Origin of the sequence: Variovorax davisae, assembly GCF_030316845.1 — a bacterium.
Taxonomy (GTDB): domain Bacteria; phylum Pseudomonadota; class Gammaproteobacteria; order Burkholderiales; family Burkholderiaceae_C; genus Variovorax; species Variovorax davisae.
In genome coordinates this window covers 327,353-347,626 of sequence record NZ_JASZYS010000004.1, presented here as the reverse complement: position 1 = coordinate 347,626, position 20,274 = coordinate 327,353, and the positions used below count along the sequence as shown (strand labels likewise).

Sequence of the window (20,274 nt, the reverse complement as noted above, 5' to 3'; positions counted from 1 at the left end):
GGCATGAAATTCACGCTAAAAGACTACCAAATCGAGGCAGTGCGTGAAGCCCTGACCAATCTGAAGAAGGCTCGCAGACGCTGGTATGAAGAAGGGGATAAGCATGCGTTTTCGCTGACCGCCGTCACTGGCGCCGGAAAGACCGTGATGGCGGCGGCCGTGTTCGAGGCACTGTTCCATGGTGAAGATGAGTACGACTTCGACGCCGATCCCGGTGCGGTCGTTATCTGGTTCAGCGACGATCCGGCACTCAATGAGCAGACTCGATTCCGCCTAATGGAAGCCTCAGATCGGCTCAACCATACTGACCTCGTGGTGGTTGAAAACAGTTTCAATCGGGCCAAGTTCGAGGCGCGGAAGATCTACTTCTTGAACACGCAGAAGCTAGGAAAAAACAGCTTGTTGGTTCGCGGATTCGAGGGAATCGACAGCGGTGGCCTATTCCCCGAAACACGTCCCGACCTTCGTTCACACACGATTTGGGACACGATCCGCAATACTGTTGAAGACTCGTCGCTGACCCTGTACCTGGTGCTCGATGAAGCCCATCGCGGCATGGGCAGCCCGAGTAAGGCTGCGCAGACTGCCAAGTCCACTATCGTGCTGCGGCTCATCAATGGCGTGCACGGCGTACCGAGCATCCCAGTGGTGTGGGGCATCTCGGCGACGGTGGAACGCTTCAATAAGGCAATGGAAGGCGCGCTAGGGCGCGGCACACTTCCCAACGTCGTCGTCGACGCGCAGAAGGTACAGGAGTCCGGCCTGCTCAAGGACACGATCATTCTCGACATTCCCGATGAAGCTGGAAAGTTCGACACGGTCATCGTCCGCCGCGCAGCTGACAAGCTGAAGGAGTCCTCTCTCGCTTGGGCCGCTTATGCCAGCCAGCAAGGTAGTTCGCAGACGGTCAAGCCGCTGATGGTCTTGCAGGTGCCGAATACACCGGACCCGAAAGAGATCGGACAGGCTCTGGCGACGATCTTCCAACAATGGCCGGAGGTTCCCGGCGATTGTGTGGCCCACGTCTTAGGCGATCACTCCATCCAGCAGTTTGGCCCGTACAAGGTGCCCTACATCTCGCCAGAGCGAGTCCAGGACGCAACTTGGGTGCGCGTGCTGATCGCCAAGGACGCCATCAGTACCGGCTGGGACTGCCCAAGAGCCGAAGTGATGGTCTCCTTCCGTACGGCCGTGGACCGCACCCACATCACCCAACTACTGGGCCGTATGGTTCGTACGCCCTTGGCGCGCCGCATTCCCGGCAACGATCAGTTGAATTCGGTGCACTGTCTCCTACCGCTGTTCGACGCCAAGACGGTGGGCGCGGTGGCGGATGCTCTTATGAATGGCGGCGGAAACGACGATGGCGATCCGCCACCGGCTGGACGCGTGCTCATCAATCCGGAGGCAATGCGGCCATCGACCTCCGTGCCTCAAGCAGTTTGGGCAAAGTTCGAGTCACTGCCGAGCCAAACCCGCCCGCAGCGCGCAGCCCGGTCGCCCAGGCGCCTGACGGCCCTGGCGCATGAACTGGCTTGGGATGGCCTGTTGCCGGATGCAGGCAAGAAGGCCCACGCTGAACTGCATAGGGTGCTCGACGGCGCGCAAGCACGCTGGTCCGACGACATTGCCGCAAAGCGCGAGGGGGTGATGAATGTTGAAGGTCAGTCGCTCGTAGCCGATCTGAAGGGCAAGTCCAAATCCTTCAATCAGTTCTGGGAAGATGCCGACATAGCTGTCATCGACGACGCCTTCCACCGCGCAGCCCGCATCATCACGCCCGACGTTGCACGCACGTACACCGAGATGCTGGCCCGGCGAAAGGCGGACCCGGATGACTCCGAGGAGTACCTGGAAGCGCTGGTCGAAGCGCGCGTGGATATCGCGTCGCTCGGGATGATCGCCGAGCTCCAACCCTACCTTGACGCAGAGGCCGACAAGTTGGCCAAAGCGTGGCTTACGAAATATCGAGTGGACATTAGGACCCTCGCACACGATCGGCAAGAGGCATATCGCCAAGTCAAAGAGATGAGTAGCGAGCCTCAGGACGTGGACCTTGTCAAGCCAGAGACCAGAGACGAGCCGACATCTGTTTTGGAACAAGAGAAGGTCACAACGCTGCCGACCTTTGGCGGTCACCTACTCTGCGACGAATCGGACAATTATCCTGCCGAATTAAACACCTGGGAAAAGGCGGTTCTAGAGACCGAAATGAAGCGCACCGGATTTCGCGCTTGGTATCGCAATCCACAGCAGCCTGGTCAGTCCTCACTTGGCGTAGCCTATCGAGCGGGCGCCCAATACAACATTGTTCGACCAGACTTCATCTTCTTCGCAGCACAGAAAGACGGCGCGATCGTCGCGGACATCATTGATCCGCATGGCCCTCATTTCAGTGATGCACTTCCGAAATTGCAGGGCTTGGCCGAGTACGCCGCTCAGCACGTTGACACGTACCGACGCATTGAATCCATCGCGGAGGTGGGCAAGAACCTGCGACTGCTAGATTTGACTCGGGAAGAAGTGCGCAGGGCAATCGCCAATGCCGACGACGCCGTGACCCTTTATCGCGGTGATCTTGCCAGTGACTACCAATAGGTAGTTCGAACATATCCATATCTGGGTCGATCAAAAATTGATCGATGCGAGACCTCGCGGAATAAGGCAAACCCTCAGCGGCAATATTGATATTGCCGTGCACGACAACGCCGCTCAATGCAGCTAAAAAGGAGCAGATGGAATACACTCCAAGCACGATTTTTGGGATTGAAAAATGCCCTCGTGACGACATTTTTTCATTAGTCAAGCCAGCGTTAATCCGCGGATTGAGAATTGACGATTTTTCGACCAATGATGGCTGGCTACAACTTCGTCTTCAGGAATTCGATGGTTCACTCATCATCCGTCGCGATCATCGCTTGTTCTTCGGCACCGAATGGGTCACTGCGATTGAGTACCTGAAGAGGGTACTTGAGCGCGGCGACTTAATTGACGCCGTCGCACATCCAGCGCAAGACGGTTTTGTTCCGATCGATTTTTTCTGGATACACATCGTCTATATTGGAACTCCCCAACATGCTGGAATCTTCTCCCAAAAGGAGGATGGACTCTTTGCTATGAGGGCAAAGGCGGGAGAAAAAGCGGAGCGAATCGTTGCAAGAATGCTTCGAGATAGATCCGGACACTCATTCGACGCCCGTCTACTCCAAACGCCCGGATATTTTGAGATCAAATATGACGAAACAAAGAGGCAAAGGCGCCCGGACCTCGAGTGCGCTCGCTGTGGTCTGACTTTTGAGATCAAGAAGCGCAACCGGGACACACGATTCAGGGTATCTCATAGCAGTGTTAGACCTTTTCTTAGCGAGAACAGCCCGCTTGGATGGCACGCCTTCGTTTTCCCTGACATGAAGCCGCGCTTTCTATCAAACGCGGCGATTGCAGATGCAATCGACAGCGGAAATTTTATCGCCGGCGCGGATCAGCACGATTTATGGGCAGACGTGCATGGAGACAAAATTAAGGAGATGCAGCCACCGACGTGCACAGCGGTCTGAGGAACGATTAAAGCACTACCGCGAATGACTGATTTTTGGGTTTGGCGGTTGGGTGCTAAAGGCCGGTCGGGCTGCACACAGGGGCGTTCTTCGGTAGTTCGCTCGCCAACGTGAGGTGATGAGTTGCGGCCGGCGACGCGTCGCTCCACGGAGAGCTGTGACGTCGTTCGGTCTTTACCTGGCGGGCGGCTACGCCGCCCTTGTTTATCGTCGATGCACCTGCCACGCCTCCTACGCGCTGCCCAAGAACCGTCAATTGGGCCATTACCTTGCTCAAACCCCCGTTCTCGTTCGAGCGTGCCAAGAGGCAGCCAATGATCTGTCATGCCATTCTGGACCCAGGAACCGAAAGATCAACCTGCTTTGGACGCTGAATCTTGACGGCGAGCATCGATCAGCACCACGTCGTGACAATTATCCAACCCATGCTTCGAAAGTAACGAGCGTGTTTTGACAAGTTCGCGATCATTGAAAAACAAGATGGCTTTGATCGGGGGATGCGTGGCACGCGCGGCGTCAGAGTAAATTTCCGACTGATGCAGCAGATTTTTTTCAAGCTGTGAGTTCTTGGCAAGTTTGAATTCGATGATCGTCTTGTCCGCGCTGCCATACGACACTTGAAAGTCAGCCGACCCACGGCCGTTATTGACTTCGGCATCCGAACTAAATTCGGAAGCAAACCATGTCAATTTAAACATGACCTGCAGATCACTCTCTCTAGAGACGGGCTTACCTTTCACATAAAAAAGACGGTAACCATCCTGCTTTTCTATCACGTGCTTTAAAAACGAAATTCGACGCAGACCTTCCTCGCGACTATTTGGTTTCGTTTCGTAAAATTTTGTCCCCCCCAACAGACGCGTGAGGGTGTAAAGGGAGTTCACAAAAATCTGTTGGGCAGCTTGTACTTTTTCAGCGCTGCTTTCTCGCGCGCCAGAGCCGTCTCGTTCCTTTTTTCGAACATACTCGTCCATTAGAAACGGAAACCGTCTGGCGGCCTTTTCGATTGCGACCTCTCGCTCGGCAAGCGTTGGATCTATGGGAAGTTCATCGGCCAGGTATCGACTTATCTGCACTCTAAGTTGTTCGTTTGAGACCGATTCCACTATGCCGGAAAAATCCTCAATGAATCCACGATGAGAAATCCACGCCTCATCTTTCGTGAGAATATCTATGGGCGTCAAAAGTACAAAATCATTCCCATAACGGGGCAGCAAAAATTTTCCTGATGCCCATGTTTCCGTCTGAAAATTGAAACGAGCCTTCGGAATATTGAAAACCTTAAGTTTTGATCTTGCAATATTTTTTTCCGCAAAATCTTGCGTATATTTTGCCAAAAAACCGCGTATCAAATTGCATGTGAAATCACTTATTTGATCTTTTCCGACGCCATTTTTTATTAAAGTCAGCTTCCCCAGCTGAGTGTGAGAATTTTCTTCTTCCCCAAAATCACTAAAAATAGACGTCAAATTGTTCTTGAGCGATACTGCAAACTCTTGCCCCAGCCCTCTGCCATTATTTCCCGTCTTGCTGAAGCCAAGCCAATTCTGCTTGACCTCGGGAAAATAGTACCAAGCCTGAACCAATCCTTTCGGCAAGTTTTGCTTTGATTTCCCCTTAAGAAAAACCATGTACTTGATAAGTTGATCATGTTGGACACGGTATTCTTCATTTTCACTATTAAACAGTAAAAATGGGTCTACAAATAGCGGAAGATCATTGATCAAGGAAATGTTAAATGCACCATATTCTTCAATTTTCTTAGGCGTTACACCGAAAAAATCAGAAAAATAAATTTTGAATTGAGGTTTATCAGTCATCTTGATACACATCGTCACACATCAAGAATCTCTTGTCTATCTCAGGTGTGGGAATTCATCAACAGAATTGATGACTGATGGGCCTAGTCTCTGGTTCGCAGCGAGCGGCGTGGCGGGCGCACAGCCCACGGCAGGGCGCCCACGGACAACAACCGAAGCGAGACATTTCCCCCACAGGTTGGCCTCAGCCGATGGGTTGACCGCAAAAGGTGCACGGCTTCTTTGAAGCGCCTGGAAGCAGTCGAGACGGCTGTATGCCGGCGTGACAAATGGCTAGGTCTCGACGCGGTGACCAGCCGCTCCGTAAAAGCGCTAGCCAAGAGGGCTATCCGGCTCGCGCCCTGGAACCGATAGTCGAGCGGTTAACCAAATCACAACGGGCGGTTGGAGCAAGCCAGACACGAAAATCGAGTTCCAGTTGTTCTTTCCCCTGTGCAAGTCGTCAAGGGCGTCGCGCTCATTCTCCAGGATCTCATCCAGTTCGGCTGCTGTCGCAACGTTCTTCCCAAGCGCGCGAACTACGAGACTTGGCTTGCGAAACAGCGAACTCCATCGATCTGCCAGGTACTTCCGAAGCGCTGACCTTTGAACAATCGATCGAACATGAAAGCTGATCGCGGAATGGTGCGGATGTGTATTCGGAATCATCAAGGAGAGCGAGACTCGAGGCACATCGCCTAGGTCGTCGAACTGAGCCCTTACAAGTCGCTCCCCCAGACACTCATCGAAGTATGGATGCAACACGCGCTCGTTTGGGCTGGCGCCCGTGAGCGTCTCTTTTCTCTTGCTGTTGCACTTGCACGCCGGGACGAGATTCTTCGAGAAGATGGCGAAAGTCGGAAATCCATTCTTGGGTAGGTAGTGATCAAGCGTGCCGCTGTGCATTGACCCACACATGGGGCAGACGAGATGCTCGGATGACTCGCGCATCTCGGTAATGTGAGCTAAATCAGTCGGAGGCGACGAATAGTGCCCTTTCAGGAACTTCGCGACGTTGTCACCCACGGGCTGCAACACAAGAAGAGGAGCGCCACGAGCGGCCACGTAATGCGCGTAGCTGGACTGGACAGTTCCAACCACTGCCTGAAGCTGCGGATAGCTTGCCAAAAGATGATTGTTTGACAGGGTAAGGAACGCCCCAGCATCGTCATACGGTGGCAAGGGAATCTTGTTCACGCGCGCTCCTTGCCTTCGATCGCTGCGCGCAGAGCATTCAGCATTTCTAGCGAAAGCTCGTCCTTGTATTGCTCGTAGATGTGAGACCACGCGAGATTCGTGGCGAGCAGCCTGCGCTCGACTTCACCGGCTAACCTCGACGGTTCGTCTTCGCCAAACACAAAATAGGAGATTGCACCAACGTCTGCGCCGAAGGTTCTCAGCTTCGGTCGCTGTACCCGCACCATATCTTCGCTATCCACGCTTAGGACGGTAACCTGTTCACGAAACACTTCCCGAACGAAGTACGCTGAGTGTGTTGCGATGATGGCCGATGATCCGGTTGATTCCAGCAAGCTGTCTAACAAGGACACAAATCGACTGATGAAGTTGGGGTGCAGATGTGTTTCCGGTTCGTCCAGCAACAGGAGTGATCCATTCTCGATATGCAAGCTGGCCTGCGCTGCAAACTTCAAGAAGGATATCTCCCCGCTGCTCAACGGGTAGCCTTCTTTTCCCACCACGCGCGCGGGTTCCTTTTTGACGTCGATCGAAGCAAATCTCGCTAATACCCTTTGCTCTGGTCCGTTGGGTAGCCCGGCCAGCGGCACGTAAGTCGCCGATGATGCCTTGGTGACTAGATTGATCTGCCAAGGCGCCGCGATGGCATTGAGCGCCTCTGTGAAGATCTCCCAGCGGGACTTTGAAGCAATGGTTTGCGTCGATCGCGCTACCTGAACGATCAGGTCTGATACATAGTCGTTCCGCCTGGATCGGCGCGAACGATTCATCGAATAGCGCTGGTACCAAATACGCGGTCGCTTCCTCTTGTCTGTAGGGAAGACTGACTCGGCCTCATTCGTTGGTGCAAATGCGAGAATTCGGTTGATGAGCGGTCGACCGCCCTCGGTTCCATCAGTCAACGTTTCGTTGCCATCAATGGCTGCACGGACGATTCGGCCCAGCGTCTGGCTTTTGCCGACGCCATTCTTCCCGATGATTACCGCGATTCGCTTCGGCAAATCAGCGGCGTGATCGAAGTTGAATTTGAGATCGTGCTCGTTCCCACGGCCCGGCAGCTGAAATCGAATGGCCAAGCTTGGAGACAAGATGCCGGTGCTCTCACTCGACAGCCCTCGCAACAGTTGCCCAGCGTTCTTGTACGCGAAGTACGAGTCCGAACTGCGCATGAAGGAAAGTGCGAACACTTCTGACTGAGTCGCGATTTCCAGGATCTCTCCAGTCGAATCGAACTCGTTCAAGGCTACGAGATCGTTTACTGCAGTCAATGCTTCTGTGGCGTCGTCGGCATCCAGGATTTGTACCAGCCTCCGATAGGACTCCATGTCGGGAAGCATAGTGAAGAAGCGGTCATCGGCCGTTGCGTTTACGGTTGACTCACCCCGGGTGGCAACCAATTGCTCAAGCAGGTCCTTGCCGTTCTGATCTGCGTCAGGGGCAACGAAACCAATGAACCCACTGGCCGCAACTGGCTTGCTTGCCGAGCGCATGCGGATCCGGAAATCGATCCGGGTGTGATGCCCGAAGTCATTCCAGCCGTCGACAGACGGGACAATCATCACTGTGTTCGGCGCGAGTTCTATGCCCAACGCAGCGCGCTGTCCAAAAAGCACACGTAAGTTGGACTCGCGACGACTACCGGATAACTTCTGCACCATGTTTGATTTCTCCTACGTGCGATGAGTTGACGCTTCGAACAGATCAAGAGGACGGGAATGCAAACGTTCGAATGTATCAGCGTGTTTCCCACTAGCCTAAATCCGCGAAGTTCAGACAGACACCGCCCGAGCACCAACCAGCCAGCAGGCCGCCGTAAGCCGAACTTCATCCCCATGCACATAGGGCTCAAACGCGTCGCGCACCGTTTCGATGATCCGCATCCGAGCGCGCTCGTCCGCCTCCTGAAGAACCAGCCCGACCGGACCAAGCCGCGTCAGGTAGCCAACCAACTCTCTCTCAGGCATGGTGCACGCCACATCGATCGGCCGAATATCGATCTCGCCCCACCCGCTCTCCTCCAGGATGGCGTAGACCCGGCGCCGGTCGGCAAACGCGAACTGCCCCGGCGCATCCGGCTGGCGGGCGGGCAGGTTCGGCAGCAGCGGCGCCGCAGCCCGCTCTGCCGTCGTCATGAACGGATTCTCCGCGGCACTCCGCCAGGCGACGAAGCGCAACTCGGCGCCATCCCTCGCGGCACGCCGCAGGTTCGCAAAGGCTCTGGCCGGGTCGTCGAAGAACATGACGCCGAAGCGCGAAATGATCATGTCGAAGCTCGCAGGCTCGAACGCGTGGGTCTGCGCGTCGGCGCCGACGAAGCTGGCCGGCGTGCCTTCGCGTTCGGCGCGGGCCCGGGCGGCGGCGATCATCGGCTCCGAAATGTCGATGCCGGTGCAGCGGCCCTCGGCGCCGAGCAGCCGCGCCACGGCGAGCGTCGTGCTGCCCGTGCCGCAGCCGACGTCGAGCACCCGGTGCGCATCTGCGGCGCGCACCGCTTCGGCGAGCCGGTCTTCGAACGGCTTGAACATCTGGTCGAGCACCTCCTGTGCGTCGACCCAGGCGCGTCCGGCGCGGCCGTTCCACAGCGCGGTCTGCTCGTTGTCGGTGGGGTGCGTGATGGCATCCATGCTCGTCTTCCTTTGCTTGCCCTCTAGAGGCGGGAGCTAGACTGTGCAACTTCAAGTCGACTTGAGGTCAAGAGGGTGAGACAGCTGGACATTGCCGAGGTGGCGCAGCAATCGGGCGTTCCCGCATCGACGCTGCGCTTCTATGACGAAAAGGGGCTGATCGCCTCCACCGGCCGGCGCGGGCTGCGCCGCCTGTTCGATCCCGGCGTGCTCGAACGGCTTGCGCTGATCGCGCTGGGGCGCGCCGCCGGCTTCTCGCTCGACGAGATCGCGCGCATGTTCGCGCCCGAGGGGCAGCCGCGCATCGACCGCCAGCTGCTCGCGGCCAAGGCGGACGAGCTCGACCGCACGATCCGCAAGCTGAGCGCCATGCGCGACGGGCTGCGGCACGCGGCCGCCTGCCCGGCGCCCAGCCATATGGAATGCCCGACCTTTCAACGGATCGTGCGGGCTGCGGGGGCTGGGGGTGTGGGGGTGGGAAGAAAGAGGGTTGCGAAGGCGCCGGGGAGCTAGTTCGGAGCGCGCGGCTCGCAGTCGAAGCGGCCGCATGATCGACAGGGTTCCGCGCTTCCGCTAGACTGCTGCGTAACCAACGAAACCAACGTAACCTGATGACCACTCTCTCCAAGCGTCCCAAGGCGTCCGAACAGGCCCCGCCGAAGGTCGGAGCGGCGGACACCTTGGTCATCGAGGCCCGCTCACTCAGCGTGTGGCAGGGCACGAATACCTCTGCGGGACAGATAGGGCTCAAGAACAGCAGGCAGGACGTCGTCGAGGTCACCAAGAAGTCGCCTGGCGACCGTCGTCGCACTGTAAGTCTCCTCAAGAAGAAAGTCGCCCAACGCGAAATCCTCGTCAAGCCGAGTGCGAAGCATGGGGGAGCAGCGCACATCGCCTTCGACACGGTCGCTCGGGTCATCGAGCTGACGGTCGATTCCATCAAGCAGGCCCAAAGCCAGCAACGCCCCATGAGCGAATCCGAGTTGCTTCGCGAAGTCTCGACGGCCCTGGCGGCGCAAGCGGAGGCCGAAAGCGTCGTCACGGATCCTGAAGAAGGCTGGGAGGCTCTGCTTCTGCGAGGCCTCCAGTACAAGCGCTCGGTGCTGGCCTCCGACCAGTTCAAGTCGACCGGGGAGGTCGCGCAGGTGTTCGGCCTCGGGGAGGCCGCCGTTCGGCGTCGAGTGCGCGACAACAAACTGCTGGCCCTTCAGCTTCAGCAGAACGACGACTATCGGATCCCTGTCTGGGCGCTGGGCATCGGTGCGGACGCGACGAAGGCGCTGCTGTCCGCGGTCGCCGATCCTTGGGACCTCTACCACTTCCTGGTGGCGCCCAACGGCTCCTTGAATGGCATGCGACCTTTCGAGTTGCTGTTGCCGGCGGAATCGTTGACCACGCAGCAACAGGTGCGCAAAGCCGAGCTCGCCCAGTACCTTGGCACTGCGGTGGACGGCCCCGCCGCGCTGGCCCTCGTGCTCCAGACGCTTGAAGCGGAATCTGCCGACGCACCCCAGACCGCATGAGCGCCGCCATACCGGCGACGCCTGCGGTCGCGCCGACGCCAACCTATTCGCCGCCCTCGCTGCCGTCTCCTTTTCAGGTGGACGTGGTCACGGTCACCCGTGCGCGGCTGCACCGCGTGTACTGGAATGGCAAGGACCCGCTGGACCCCGCGGTCAAGGGCAACAACCGGTACGACTGCCCCGCCCATGTTCCGGCTGCGAACGAGTTCGGCGTTTTGTACCTGGGGTACGAGGCCGAAACCTGCTGGCTCGAGACGGTCGTCCGAGATGCCGTCGTCAGGCCGGCCGGGGCGCCCATTCCCATCAAGGCCAGCAAGATGACGGCGCGCTGGGCATGCGAGGTTCTGGTGCAGGGAACCTTGACGTTGGCGACGTTCCGCGACGAGTCAGCGCGGGGCGACCTCCCGATCTGCGCGACGGCCCGGATCATGAGACTCGGAGCAAATCCAACCGAACGTGGCAACGTCCCCGATGCGTCTACTGGAATGCGTAGGCCACCCGGCCAGCCTCGTCGATAGCAACCTTGCGCCGGCCAGAAGACCCGACAGCACAGCGGAAACCCTCTCGACCGTGGCCGATCGTCCGAGCATCGACGCGATAGCGGCGACCAGGGACGCCTCCTTGCCCGGTCGGCTGGTCGTCTTTCGCAGGGCTGATTCGATTCGCGCAAGATCCAGCGTCAAGCCCTTGGCGACCGCGGGCGCCTCGGCCTTCGTTGCCGCAGTGGACGGCGCCGCCGTCACTACCGTTGCTTCGGCAACTCCGACTTGGCGCGCGGCGAAGCCCAGGTCCGTCGCGTGCTCCACCATCGGCCCGAGGCGGACGAGCTCGACCGCTCGATCCGCAAGCTGAGCGCCATGTCTGTGATGAACCTTACCGTGACAAAGCGATGGACCTGGGCGACGCGCCCGTGGGCACTGTCGGCACAGCCATCGGGCTGAGGGCCCCGGAGCTGGCATCGATCATGTAGGCAGACACGGTGGAGTTTGAATTCACCACGTAGGCGAACTGGCCCGTTGGGTCCACCACGATATGTTGGGGCGCGTTCCCCGTCGCGACGGGCGCGCCGGCCAGGGGGACTAGCGCGCCTGTGCTTGACTCGGTGGAGTAGGCGTACACCTTTTTCTCAAAACCGCTCGCCACATAGGCAAACCGGCCCGTGGGGTCCACGGCGACCGAGGTGGGGCCACTGCCGCTCAGGGGGATGGGCCCCCCGCTATCGCGGTAAGCGCCACTCCCTACAACGGTCGTCCCGCCAGCAACCGAGTGAAGCGCGCCGGTGCTGGCATCCATGGCGTAGGCCGACACTAGGCCCCACAAGTAGTCCGTGACATAGGCAAACCGCCCCGCGGGGTCGACGGCACTGGATCTGGGGAAGAATCCTGCCACGAGGGGCGACCCGGGGACTGGGCTCAGGGCGCCCGTGCCGGCATCGATGCTGTAGGCGATCACCGCCCCGCCGCCCACCCCGTTTTCGCATGTCACATAGACAAACTTCCCCAATGGGTCCACGGTGACGAAGTTGGGGCTGCCCAATGTCGCTGTCGGAATCGAAATCGGAGCTCCGGCCAGACTCAGAGCGCCAGAGCTGGCATCGATGGCGAAGGCAGACACGATGCCACTTCCAACGGTGTACGCAAAGCGCCCTTTCGGATCCACGGCGATGCCATTCGAGGCCGGGGCCGAAACCGGCGCCCCTGCCAGCGGACTCAGAGCGCCCGTGCCGGCGTCGACGGTGTAGGCCCATACCGAGGTCGCATTCGTCACGTAGACAAATCGACCCACAGGATCCGCGGCGATGCGTGCGGGTTGGGACCCCGTCGAGAAAGGTGCTCCGACCAGCGCGTTCAGGGCGCCCGTGCCTCCGTCGATGGCGTAGGCCGACACTGTGTTGGAGCCGTTGTTGACCACGTAGGCAAATCGGGCCGCAGGCCCGGCACAGCGAATGACCACATTGACCACCGGCGCCGTGGACACGGTGCCGGTTCCGTTGCTGACGTAGCAGACCCGGGTCGGGAGATCGGGTTGAGCCTTGACCGTGACTGCGTAGTTCGCGCCGCTGGCAAGCTGCGTGGCGAAGCTGAAGGTGCCGTCGGACGCAATCGGAAGCTCATCACCGCCGTTGTTCTGCAACTTCAGACCGGTCACGCCGAAGAGGCCGTTCACGGTGCCGCTGACGGTGTAATTTGTGGCTGGTGCTGGTGCTGGTGCTGGTGCTGGTGCGGGAGTTGGTGTTGGTGTTGGTGTTGGTGCTTGCGCTGCCACAGGTGCCGGCGTGGGTGCCGGTGATGGCGCCGCCGCCGCTGCCGCTGCCGACCCGGGCGCCACTGTCGTTGACGTGGAGAAGGTGCCACCCCCACCGCTTCCGCCGCCGCCGCAGGAGGCGAGGCTGGCGATCATCGCACCCATGAGGGCCGCATCCAGCAGGAAGCGAGAGGCGGGTTTAGGGCAATTTCCGGGAGATGTCAGCATCGTAAGTTTTCTTATGAAATGAAACCAGATGCAGCATATCGGTTGTAGTTAAACGTACAGGGTTTATGCGAGGAAGGTCGGGCCGGAAACCACGATCACCCCGGCTGCGCCGATGCGCTGCCACGGCACACAGAGGACCGGTGCGTCTGCGCCTTGGTCACCGCCTCGTTCATGGGCGCGGCTCGAGGCCTCGCCCCCTTCAATCAAGGCTCGACCGCAGCGGCGAAGGCAACCTGACCGACGGCACCGACCGCATCAGCACGTCGAGTGGGTCGCTCGACAGCTGGGCGCCTTCGGCGATACGGGCGCAGGGGTCAGCGGTCGACTGGAGCTTGCGCCACAAGTCGCCCGCCAGCAGCGAGATCCCCCCGGTGGCCCAGGCCGCAGTGCCTACCAGCAGCGCGCCGCTGGGGTCCAGTTCGACCGTCGGGTTGCTGAGCGTTCCGGTGAGTTTCGCGACGCCGCTCGTCAGGCCGATCAGGCTGAGCTGGAAGAGCTCGCGGCGCACCGCCCGGTAGCCGAACAGGATCTCGCCCGTTTTCAGGTTCACCGCGCCGCCGCCCAGGATGTCCAGGTGCTTCAGCCGCAGCGCGACACCGTCGCTCGACGTGGCCACGCCGTCGGCGATGGCGAAGCGCGCGGCCGCACATTCGAGTTGGGTGTGGTCCGCCGCCCTGCGGCCGGGCACCAGCGTCAGCAGGAGGTTGCCGGCGACCCGCTCGAAGCCATAGCTCGAGCCCATCGGCAATGTGCCCGCGCCGGCGGTGAGCAGGAACTCGCCGCGTCCGGCCGTGAGCATGTGGCGCACCGTGGTGCCGGCACCGGCGAGCTGCCCGTTGATCGACAGCGGCGGTGGCGCGCCGGCCCCTCTCGGCGCCTCCACCCGTGCCGTGTACAAGGCCTCGGCGTTGACGTTCTTGACCGTCAGGCGCAACGCCGCGGCAGGCACTTGCTGGCGCAGATCGAGGCGCAGTTCCCCGTGCAGCTCGCCTTCGGCCGCTGCGGTCGACAGCTGGATCAGTCCGTTCGTGAGCTTGCCATCGACTTGCAGCTTGGCCAGGTCGTATCGATGCAAGAGAAGGCGCTCGGCGCGCAGCTGCAGTTGCGCGTCGCGCGAGAGCAGGGCCGGCATGCGGATGGGCCGGTCCAGGACCGGCGTCTCGTTGGACGTGGGCTCTGCCCACTGGGTGGCATCGATCAACCTGGACGTGAGGTCCGCCGACAGGGCCGGCCGGTCGCGCCAACGGACTCGCAGCCGCCCCGCCGCATCCGACTTGCCGGCCTGCGCGCTCAGTTCGTCGACGGCCAGCTCCCCGTCTCCCAGCGTGACCCGTCCCGAGGCGCTGACCGGGAGCGCAGGCAGGCCCGAAACGTTGAAGCGCGTCGCCGTCTGCGCCAGGTTGTCGATCTCGATCCGGGCGGCGAGCCGCGTGCCCGTGGGCGCCGCCAGGTTGCCCACCTTGCCCTCCAGGGTGGCGCGCGCGCCGGGCAGTGTGGCCTGCAAGGCCAGCGGCACGTCACGCAGGCCGACCAGGCGCTGCAGGGGCCCGCTGGTCGCGAGCACCTGGAGCGTGTCGCCGCCCAGGGGTGTGCGCAGGGTCGCTTCGATCTTCGGCCATGCGGTCTCGGGCCGCAGCAGTTCGGCCAGAGGGCCAGCGACCACCTTCAGATCCATCGGCGCGCCGAGCGCATGGCCCACCGCGCTCGCGCGCGCCGGGCCGCCCGGCTCCACGTCGATGCTCGCCTGCTGCACCTGGACCGGGGAGCGGTCTCGCCCCACCGCAAGGGAGAAGGGAGCGGTGCGAACGGAGAGCTTCGCCTGCTTGATGAGTTCGCGCATGCTCGTGCCCTGCGAGCCGAGCACGACTTGCATTCCCTGGATCGTGCCGCGCACCGTGTCGGGCGGATTCGGCGAGCGCAGCAGCGCCGCCACGTCGATGCGGTCGGCCTTCGCGTCGGCATCGACGCGCCATGCCCGCCCGCTCGCATCGACCGTGACATGGCCCTGCACCGGCGCATTGGCGACCGTGGCAGACGCCAGGTCGATGGCGAGCTTGCCGCTCCGCAGTTGCGCGCGCGCAGCCAGCTTGCCGATCGGTATCGGCGCGCCGGCAATGCGGGTCACCTCGACATCCAGCCGGGCATCGAAGGCACGCAGCGGCGCGAGCGGCAGGGGTTCGTCGAAGGCACTGCGCGATCCTGGTTTCGCGCTGCTGCCGCCGAGCCTGGCGACGTCGAACAGCGCAATGCTCGCCTTGCCATCGATCTGCGGCCGGCCGTCGCGCCAGCGCAGCGTGCCGTCTCCCGTGACGTCCGTACCGGCCAGCGTGGCGACAAGCCCTTGCAGATGAAGCACGTCATCGCGCCAGCGCACCCGGCCGCTCAGGTTCCGGGCCGGGACCGGCAGGCCGGCGATGGCCGCAATCCGCAACGAGAGATCCGCTTCGACACTGCGCGGCCACGCCGGCGCGGCTGCAGCGGCGGCGTCCCGTGGGCGGGTCTCGCGGGCGGCCGATTCGAGCGCCCTGAGATCAGGCTGGTTCAGGTCCAGCGGGCCGAGGTTCAGCGCCCCGCTGAGCCGCGCGCGCGGCGCGACTGCGTAGGCGAGATCGCCTGACACCGCGGTGGCGAGCACCCGGCCACGGATGTTCCTGGCCGCATAGCCTTCGCTGGAATGGCTCACGCGCGCCGCCAGATCCAGCGGCAAGGCTTGGCTCGGGCGCAGGCCCGCAAGTGCGCGCAGCGGCGCCAGCGCGTCGCCCCGGGCGGTCAACGCCAGATCGAAGTCCGTGGATTCGGCTCCGGGCGCGAGGCTGCCATCGGCGCTCAGCGTCAAGCCCGCCAGTTCGGCGCGCAGCGCGAGCGGCGCGGCGCCATCGGTCTTTTGCAGCGCAGGCCATGGCGCGCTGCGGGCTTCAAGCGAGAACGCCGCTTCACCGAGCTTGCCCGCGACCGTCAGCCGCGTGTCCTCGCTGGCGCCGAGCACCGCCTTGCCCGACCCGATCTCGAGGCGCGACGGCTGCATCGGCAGGCCATCGAGCGTCAGGCCCAGATCGTCGACCTGCAGGCTGCCTTTTGCGTAGCGCGCCTGCGCCGACAGGCGATAAGGGCCCCATCCCGGCAATGGCCGCCCCAGGACGCCGGACCACGCGTCGAGATGGTCGCCGGTCGCCTCGATGCCGAGTTCAAGGCCCTCGAGCGACGCGATCGATGCCATTCGCACGTCGAGCGCGAGGGACGCCCCCTTCGGTCGCAGGCCGACGGAGAGATGCCAGGGCGCGCCATCGAGCGCCGCCTGCAGCGAGGTGTCGGCCTCCACCGTGAGCTGCATCGGCGTTTGCCGATAGTCGCCAAGCGCTTGAACCCTGAACGGCAGGCCGCCGCTGATCGTGACCTCGGCGCTGTCGACACGAAGCTGCTCGACGGCGTCGCCGCCGGGCCGCCAGCCGACGTGGGCGTCGGTCAGCGACACGGTCCCGAAGTCGGGCAACGCCGCGCGCTGGCTGCCCCGGTCGGGCGTGCCGAACTGCCAATTGCCTTCGCCCTGCGCGCTGCGCTCGAGCAGCAGGTTCACGCCCTCCAGGCGCATGGCGCGCATTTCGACCCGGCCCTGCCACAGGGCGACGAGATCGAGGCGCGCCTCGCCGCTCGCAGCGGTCACGAAGTCCGGTCGCGATGCCCAGGGCGGGTTGGCGATGCGCAGGTCGCGCACGGACAAGGTCGGCCGCACGGCCAGGTCGAACGACACGCTGCCGATCGACACGTCCCGCCCCAGAGCGGATGAAAGCTCCCGCGCCAGGGCACGTTGGTAGACCCCGGCGTCGAGTGTCTTCAGGAAAAGCATCAGCCCCAGGGCCGCGGCCAGCAGCAGCCCGATCGCCCACAGCAGCCACTTGGCGGTGCGTCGACGCCATGGCGACCCGGGTGGGGTCATGGGGGGGCGGTGAGCGGCGGGCAATCGGGTCGCGGGGTGGATGACGGGCGGAGTGCCGCCATCGTAGCGAAGGGTCAGCGCCTTCCCAGCAGGGGCGACCTGCCGATCTTCTCGCGCGGTGTCGGCACCGCCGGCCTCACATCCGCCCACCCCGCCTGCTCGATGGCACTGTCGAGCGACGGCAGGCTCCACGTCTTCTGCAGCCGCAGGCTGTTCATCCCGGCATTCCACGCCTGCAGCATCCGCGGGCCCGTCTCGCGAAACCCGGGGTAGCGGGCGGCCGCCTCGACCACCTGCGGCGTCACCTGGACGATCGCCTCGCAGATGCGCTCCACACGCTCCCGGGTCTGCGCGGGCATCACGCCGCAGCGCGTCTGCAGAAAGCGCTCCAGCGCCTTGCCCGGCATCCAGGTACTACGCCCGTCGACCGGCATGCCCGGTGGGTTGTTCGCATAGTCGTCGTAGACCGAGATGGTCAGCATGTCGTAGACGGGCGCCAGGGCGATGCGCTCGCGCGAGCTGTAGAGCAGCGCGATGTTCTTGGTGTGGCAGTCGGCGTTGCGCAGCGCGTAGGTCAGCAGCAGCAGGTCGGCCAGTTGCGACAGCGCCGCGTTCTGCTGCGCGGCAACGGGCACCACGTCCTTGATGCGGCCGACCACGCGCTCCCAGGTCGACTGGTACTTTTCTTCGGGCCGCAACGACAGCAGGCTGCAGAGGTCTTCCATGCCCTTGCGCGTGACGCCGTCGTCTTCGAAGTCGAAGCGATGCACCACCAGGGCCTGGCCGTCGTCGGAAACCTCGGTCTTCGCGGTGGGGATGCCGGCCTGGCGCGACACTTCCATGCAGAGGTGCTCGTTGAGCGCGACGCCGGGGAGCCGCGAGGTGGTGCCCTTGATGATGTGCCGGTCGGTGGCCAGCGTTGCCTTGCCGTGGGGCGCAAGGGTGTTGGGCGAAAGGAACTTGGGAACGACGCCGGACACACCCGACACGGCATGGCGGCGCACCAGGTCGACGAAGGCCGCCTCGGAGTTGTCGCCCCGCAGGATGCCCGCCAGCCCGAAGGGCACGGGCGGCTGCGTCGGGTCTGCGCCGGGCACCGCGACCTTGACGCGCCCGATGGCGTTGCGCCCCACCACCGACAGCAGGTTGAGCGGCGATGCACCGACCTGCGGCCCCAGCTGCTCCTGAAGAATCGACAGCAGGAAGCCTTCCGGCAGGTTCATGCGGAAGATGGGGTGCAGGTCGGGGTAGGCGTAGGACTCGGTGCGCACGGGCATCAGCAGCGAGACGAACTGCCCGGGCTCGACGTCCGGGTGATAGGCCATCACGTGGCGGAAGCCATCGGCGGACTCCAGGGTCGCCACCGGCTTGTCATGGACGAAGACGTGAAGCTTCATCCGTGCACTTCGCTGTCGCCGGCGAACTCGCGCTGCCGCTCGGCCAGCGCATCGTCGAGCGTGAAGCTGCGATTCACCGGCACGTAGCTCATCTCGTAGCCCAGAACCTCCAGCAGGCGCAGCAGCTTGCGCGACCCGAACTCGGCGACGCCGCCCGCCTCGAAGCGCGCGAGCGTGGACTGGCCCATGCCGCAGGCGGCCGCCAGTTCCTTCTGGGTCAGGCCGCGCTCTTTGCGCAAGCGCGCGAGCGCATGGCCAAGGTCGGGCAAGGTGTTCATATGCTCTATTTGCTATAAAAATGCGTGATTCCGTCATTTTATAGCAAATAAAGCATAAACGGCCGCATCGGGACTTTTATGCCGTATATTGCATAAAAGGGGCGGAAACTGATGAAGCTTCACTCTCGTGAAGATATTTTCTTATAGCAAATACAGCATTCTCTGTTGCAGTCGACAAAAAGCGCCCTGAAAGGCGCTTTCCAGACTCGCGAAGCTTCCGCCTCAACCTCCCGAACCCATCAAGCCGTTCGACGGCAAGGTCTCGTCCAGCAGCTTGCGCGCCGTCTCCACTCCCGCCACCGGCAACCCCTTCGCATCCAGCAGCCCCACCTGCACCAGCACGCTCGCCTGGTCCCAGTAGATGTGCTCGTGGTAGAGCTTGTCGCCCCGGAACTTCACCACCGCCAGCAGCGGGATCTCCACCCGCCGCCCCGTCGGCGCCACGCCCGGCAGCATCCACGGGATCTCCGTGGTGTGCGTGAAGCTGAACAGCATCTCGTCGACCACCTGCGACGCGCCCACGGTGCGCGAGATCGGCACCAGCGCGGTGTCGGGCGGGTTGCTGTTCACGAAGTGGTGCGTGTAGAAGTGGCGCAGCGCCTTGTAGCCCACGCCGCCGGTCATGGTCGGGATGTGGTTGACGTAGGGCTCGGCCACCATGGTGGCCATGGTGTCGTCGACGTTGCGGGTCGCGAACTCGTACTCGCAGTGCTTGTCCCACAGCGCCGCCAGGTCGTAGTGCGGGCCGATGGCGCTCTTCAGCGCCGCGATGCTGCGCTCGTGCGCCATCAGCGCCGAGGCCCGGTGGTAGTGCTCGCCGCCGACCCGCGCAAAGGCATGGTCGACGCCGGGGTACACATGCACCTCGACGTTCGGCCGGCCGCGCAGCGCCTGCACGATGCGCTCGCGCGCCTCGGGCGGGCAGAAGCCGTCGAGCTCGGCCACGTGCAGGGCGAGCCGGCAGCGGATGCGGTCGGCCTCGTCCAGCGCCGCGTCGATGCCCACGCCGTAGTAGCCCACCGCCACGTCCGCATCGGTGCGGCAGGCCGCCAGGTAGGCCAGCTTGCCGCCCAGGCAGAAGCCGAGCACGCCGACCTGGCCGCCCGGCACCTCGGGCCGCGCGCGCAGCGCGGTGATCGCGGCCTGCATGTCTTCCATGCCGCGGGCCTCGTCGAAGCCCTTGTAGAAGGCAAAGGCGCGCTGCCAGTCGTCGGGCGAATAGCCCAGCTCGACGTCGGGCTGCTGGCGCCAGAACAGGTCGGGCACCAGCACCACGTAGCCTTCCTCGGCGTAGTAGTCGGCCACGTCGCGCATGGTCTGGTTGACGCCGAAGATCTCCTGCGCCAGCACCAGGCCGGGTCCGCTGCCCGAGCGCGGCAGCGCCAGGTAGCCGCTGAAGCTGCCGCTGCCGTCGCTGGCCTGGATGCGGATGTGGCGCGGGGAGGTGGTGGCTGCTGTGTCCTGCATGGATGTGCTCCGTTCAAGGGGTGGAT

The 20,274-nt window shown here is 62.4% G+C and carries 14 protein-coding genes; 5 read left to right on the top strand and 9 right to left on the bottom strand.

Going from position 1 to position 20,274, the window contains the following annotated elements; translation table 11 throughout:
* Positions 1–3: 3 nt before the first annotated feature.
* Both QTI33_RS12040 and QTI33_RS12035 read left to right on the top strand, forming a co-directional pair.
* Positions 4–2,598 carry a DEAD/DEAH box helicase gene (locus QTI33_RS12040; protein ID WP_286506180.1) on the top strand — a complete coding sequence of 865 codons (2,595 nt, stop codon included), beginning with the start codon at positions 4–6 and terminating at the stop codon, positions 2,596–2,598.
* A 137-nt stretch (positions 2,599–2,735) separates the two neighbouring features.
* On the top strand, positions 2,736–3,557 hold the full coding sequence (locus QTI33_RS12035) for a hypothetical protein (RefSeq protein WP_286506179.1): 822 nt from the start codon (positions 2,736–2,738) through the stop codon (positions 3,555–3,557).
* Between the two features lie 353 nt (positions 3,558–3,910).
* On the opposite strand, the gene QTI33_RS12030 is transcribed toward QTI33_RS12035, so the two are convergent.
* The 4 genes from QTI33_RS12030 to QTI33_RS12015 all read right to left on the bottom strand — a co-directional run bounded on the left by QTI33_RS12030 (position 3,911) and on the right by QTI33_RS12015 (position 9,177).
* A complete protein-coding gene (locus QTI33_RS12030) occupies positions 3,911–5,377 on the bottom strand; it encodes a DUF8370 family protein (RefSeq protein WP_286506178.1) in 1,467 nt (488 codons plus the stop codon).
* 312 nt (positions 5,378–5,689) lie between these two features.
* Positions 5,690–6,553 (bottom strand): hypothetical protein, encoded by an 864-nt coding sequence (locus QTI33_RS12025; protein WP_286506176.1) that lies wholly within the window; start codon positions 6,551–6,553, stop codon positions 5,690–5,692.
* Complete coding sequence (locus QTI33_RS12020; RefSeq protein ID WP_286506175.1) at positions 6,550–8,211, bottom strand: AAA family ATPase; 1,662 nt, start codon at positions 8,209–8,211, stop codon at positions 6,550–6,552. Before QTI33_RS12020 ends, QTI33_RS12025 begins: the two co-directional genes overlap by 4 nt.
* A 111-nt stretch (positions 8,212–8,322) precedes the next feature.
* Positions 8,323–9,177, bottom strand: coding sequence for a class I SAM-dependent methyltransferase (locus tag QTI33_RS12015; RefSeq protein WP_286506174.1), 855 nt, complete (start codon positions 9,175–9,177; stop codon positions 8,323–8,325).
* Positions 9,178–9,252: 75 nt separating this feature from the next.
* Between QTI33_RS12015 and QTI33_RS12010 the strand changes: the two genes are divergently transcribed.
* The 3 genes from QTI33_RS12010 to QTI33_RS12000 all read left to right on the top strand — a co-directional run bounded on the left by QTI33_RS12010 (position 9,253) and on the right by QTI33_RS12000 (position 11,218).
* Positions 9,253–9,690, top strand: coding sequence for a helix-turn-helix domain-containing protein (locus QTI33_RS12010; RefSeq protein ID WP_286506172.1), 438 nt, complete (start codon positions 9,253–9,255; stop codon positions 9,688–9,690).
* Between the two features lie 98 nt (positions 9,691–9,788).
* Entirely contained in the window at positions 9,789–10,700 is a 912-nt protein-coding gene (locus QTI33_RS12005; RefSeq protein ID WP_286506171.1) for a hypothetical protein, read from the top strand.
* On the top strand, positions 10,697–11,218 hold the full coding sequence (locus QTI33_RS12000; protein ID WP_286506170.1) for an RES domain-containing protein: 522 nt from the start codon (positions 10,697–10,699) through the stop codon (positions 11,216–11,218). Before QTI33_RS12005 ends, QTI33_RS12000 begins: the two co-directional genes overlap by 4 nt.
* Before the next feature lie 355 nt (positions 11,219–11,573).
* On the opposite strand, the gene QTI33_RS11995 is transcribed toward QTI33_RS12000, so the two are convergent.
* From QTI33_RS11995 to QTI33_RS11975, 5 genes are all read right to left on the bottom strand, one after another.
* A complete protein-coding gene (locus QTI33_RS11995) occupies positions 11,574–12,866 on the bottom strand; it encodes a lactonase family protein (RefSeq protein ID WP_286506168.1) in 1,293 nt (430 codons plus the stop codon).
* A gap of 505 nt (positions 12,867–13,371) precedes the next feature.
* Positions 13,372–17,106 carry an AsmA family protein gene (locus QTI33_RS11990; protein ID WP_286506167.1) on the bottom strand — a complete coding sequence of 1,245 codons (3,735 nt, stop codon included), beginning with the start codon at positions 17,104–17,106 and terminating at the stop codon, positions 13,372–13,374.
* A gap of 74 nt (positions 17,107–17,180) precedes the next feature.
* Positions 17,181–18,503, bottom strand: a complete 1,323-nt coding sequence (locus tag QTI33_RS11985) for a type II toxin-antitoxin system HipA family toxin (protein WP_286506166.1) — start codon at positions 18,501–18,503, stop codon at positions 17,181–17,183.
* Entirely contained in the window at positions 18,500–18,781 is a 282-nt protein-coding gene (locus tag QTI33_RS11980; RefSeq protein WP_286506165.1) for a helix-turn-helix domain-containing protein, read from the bottom strand. The genes QTI33_RS11985 and QTI33_RS11980 overlap by 4 nt, the downstream gene beginning before the upstream one ends.
* A 222-nt stretch (positions 18,782–19,003) precedes the next feature.
* On the bottom strand, positions 19,004–20,248 hold the full coding sequence (locus QTI33_RS11975; RefSeq protein ID WP_286506163.1) for a dienelactone hydrolase family protein: 1,245 nt from the start codon (positions 20,246–20,248) through the stop codon (positions 19,004–19,006).
* Positions 20,249–20,274: the final 26 nt, after the last annotated feature.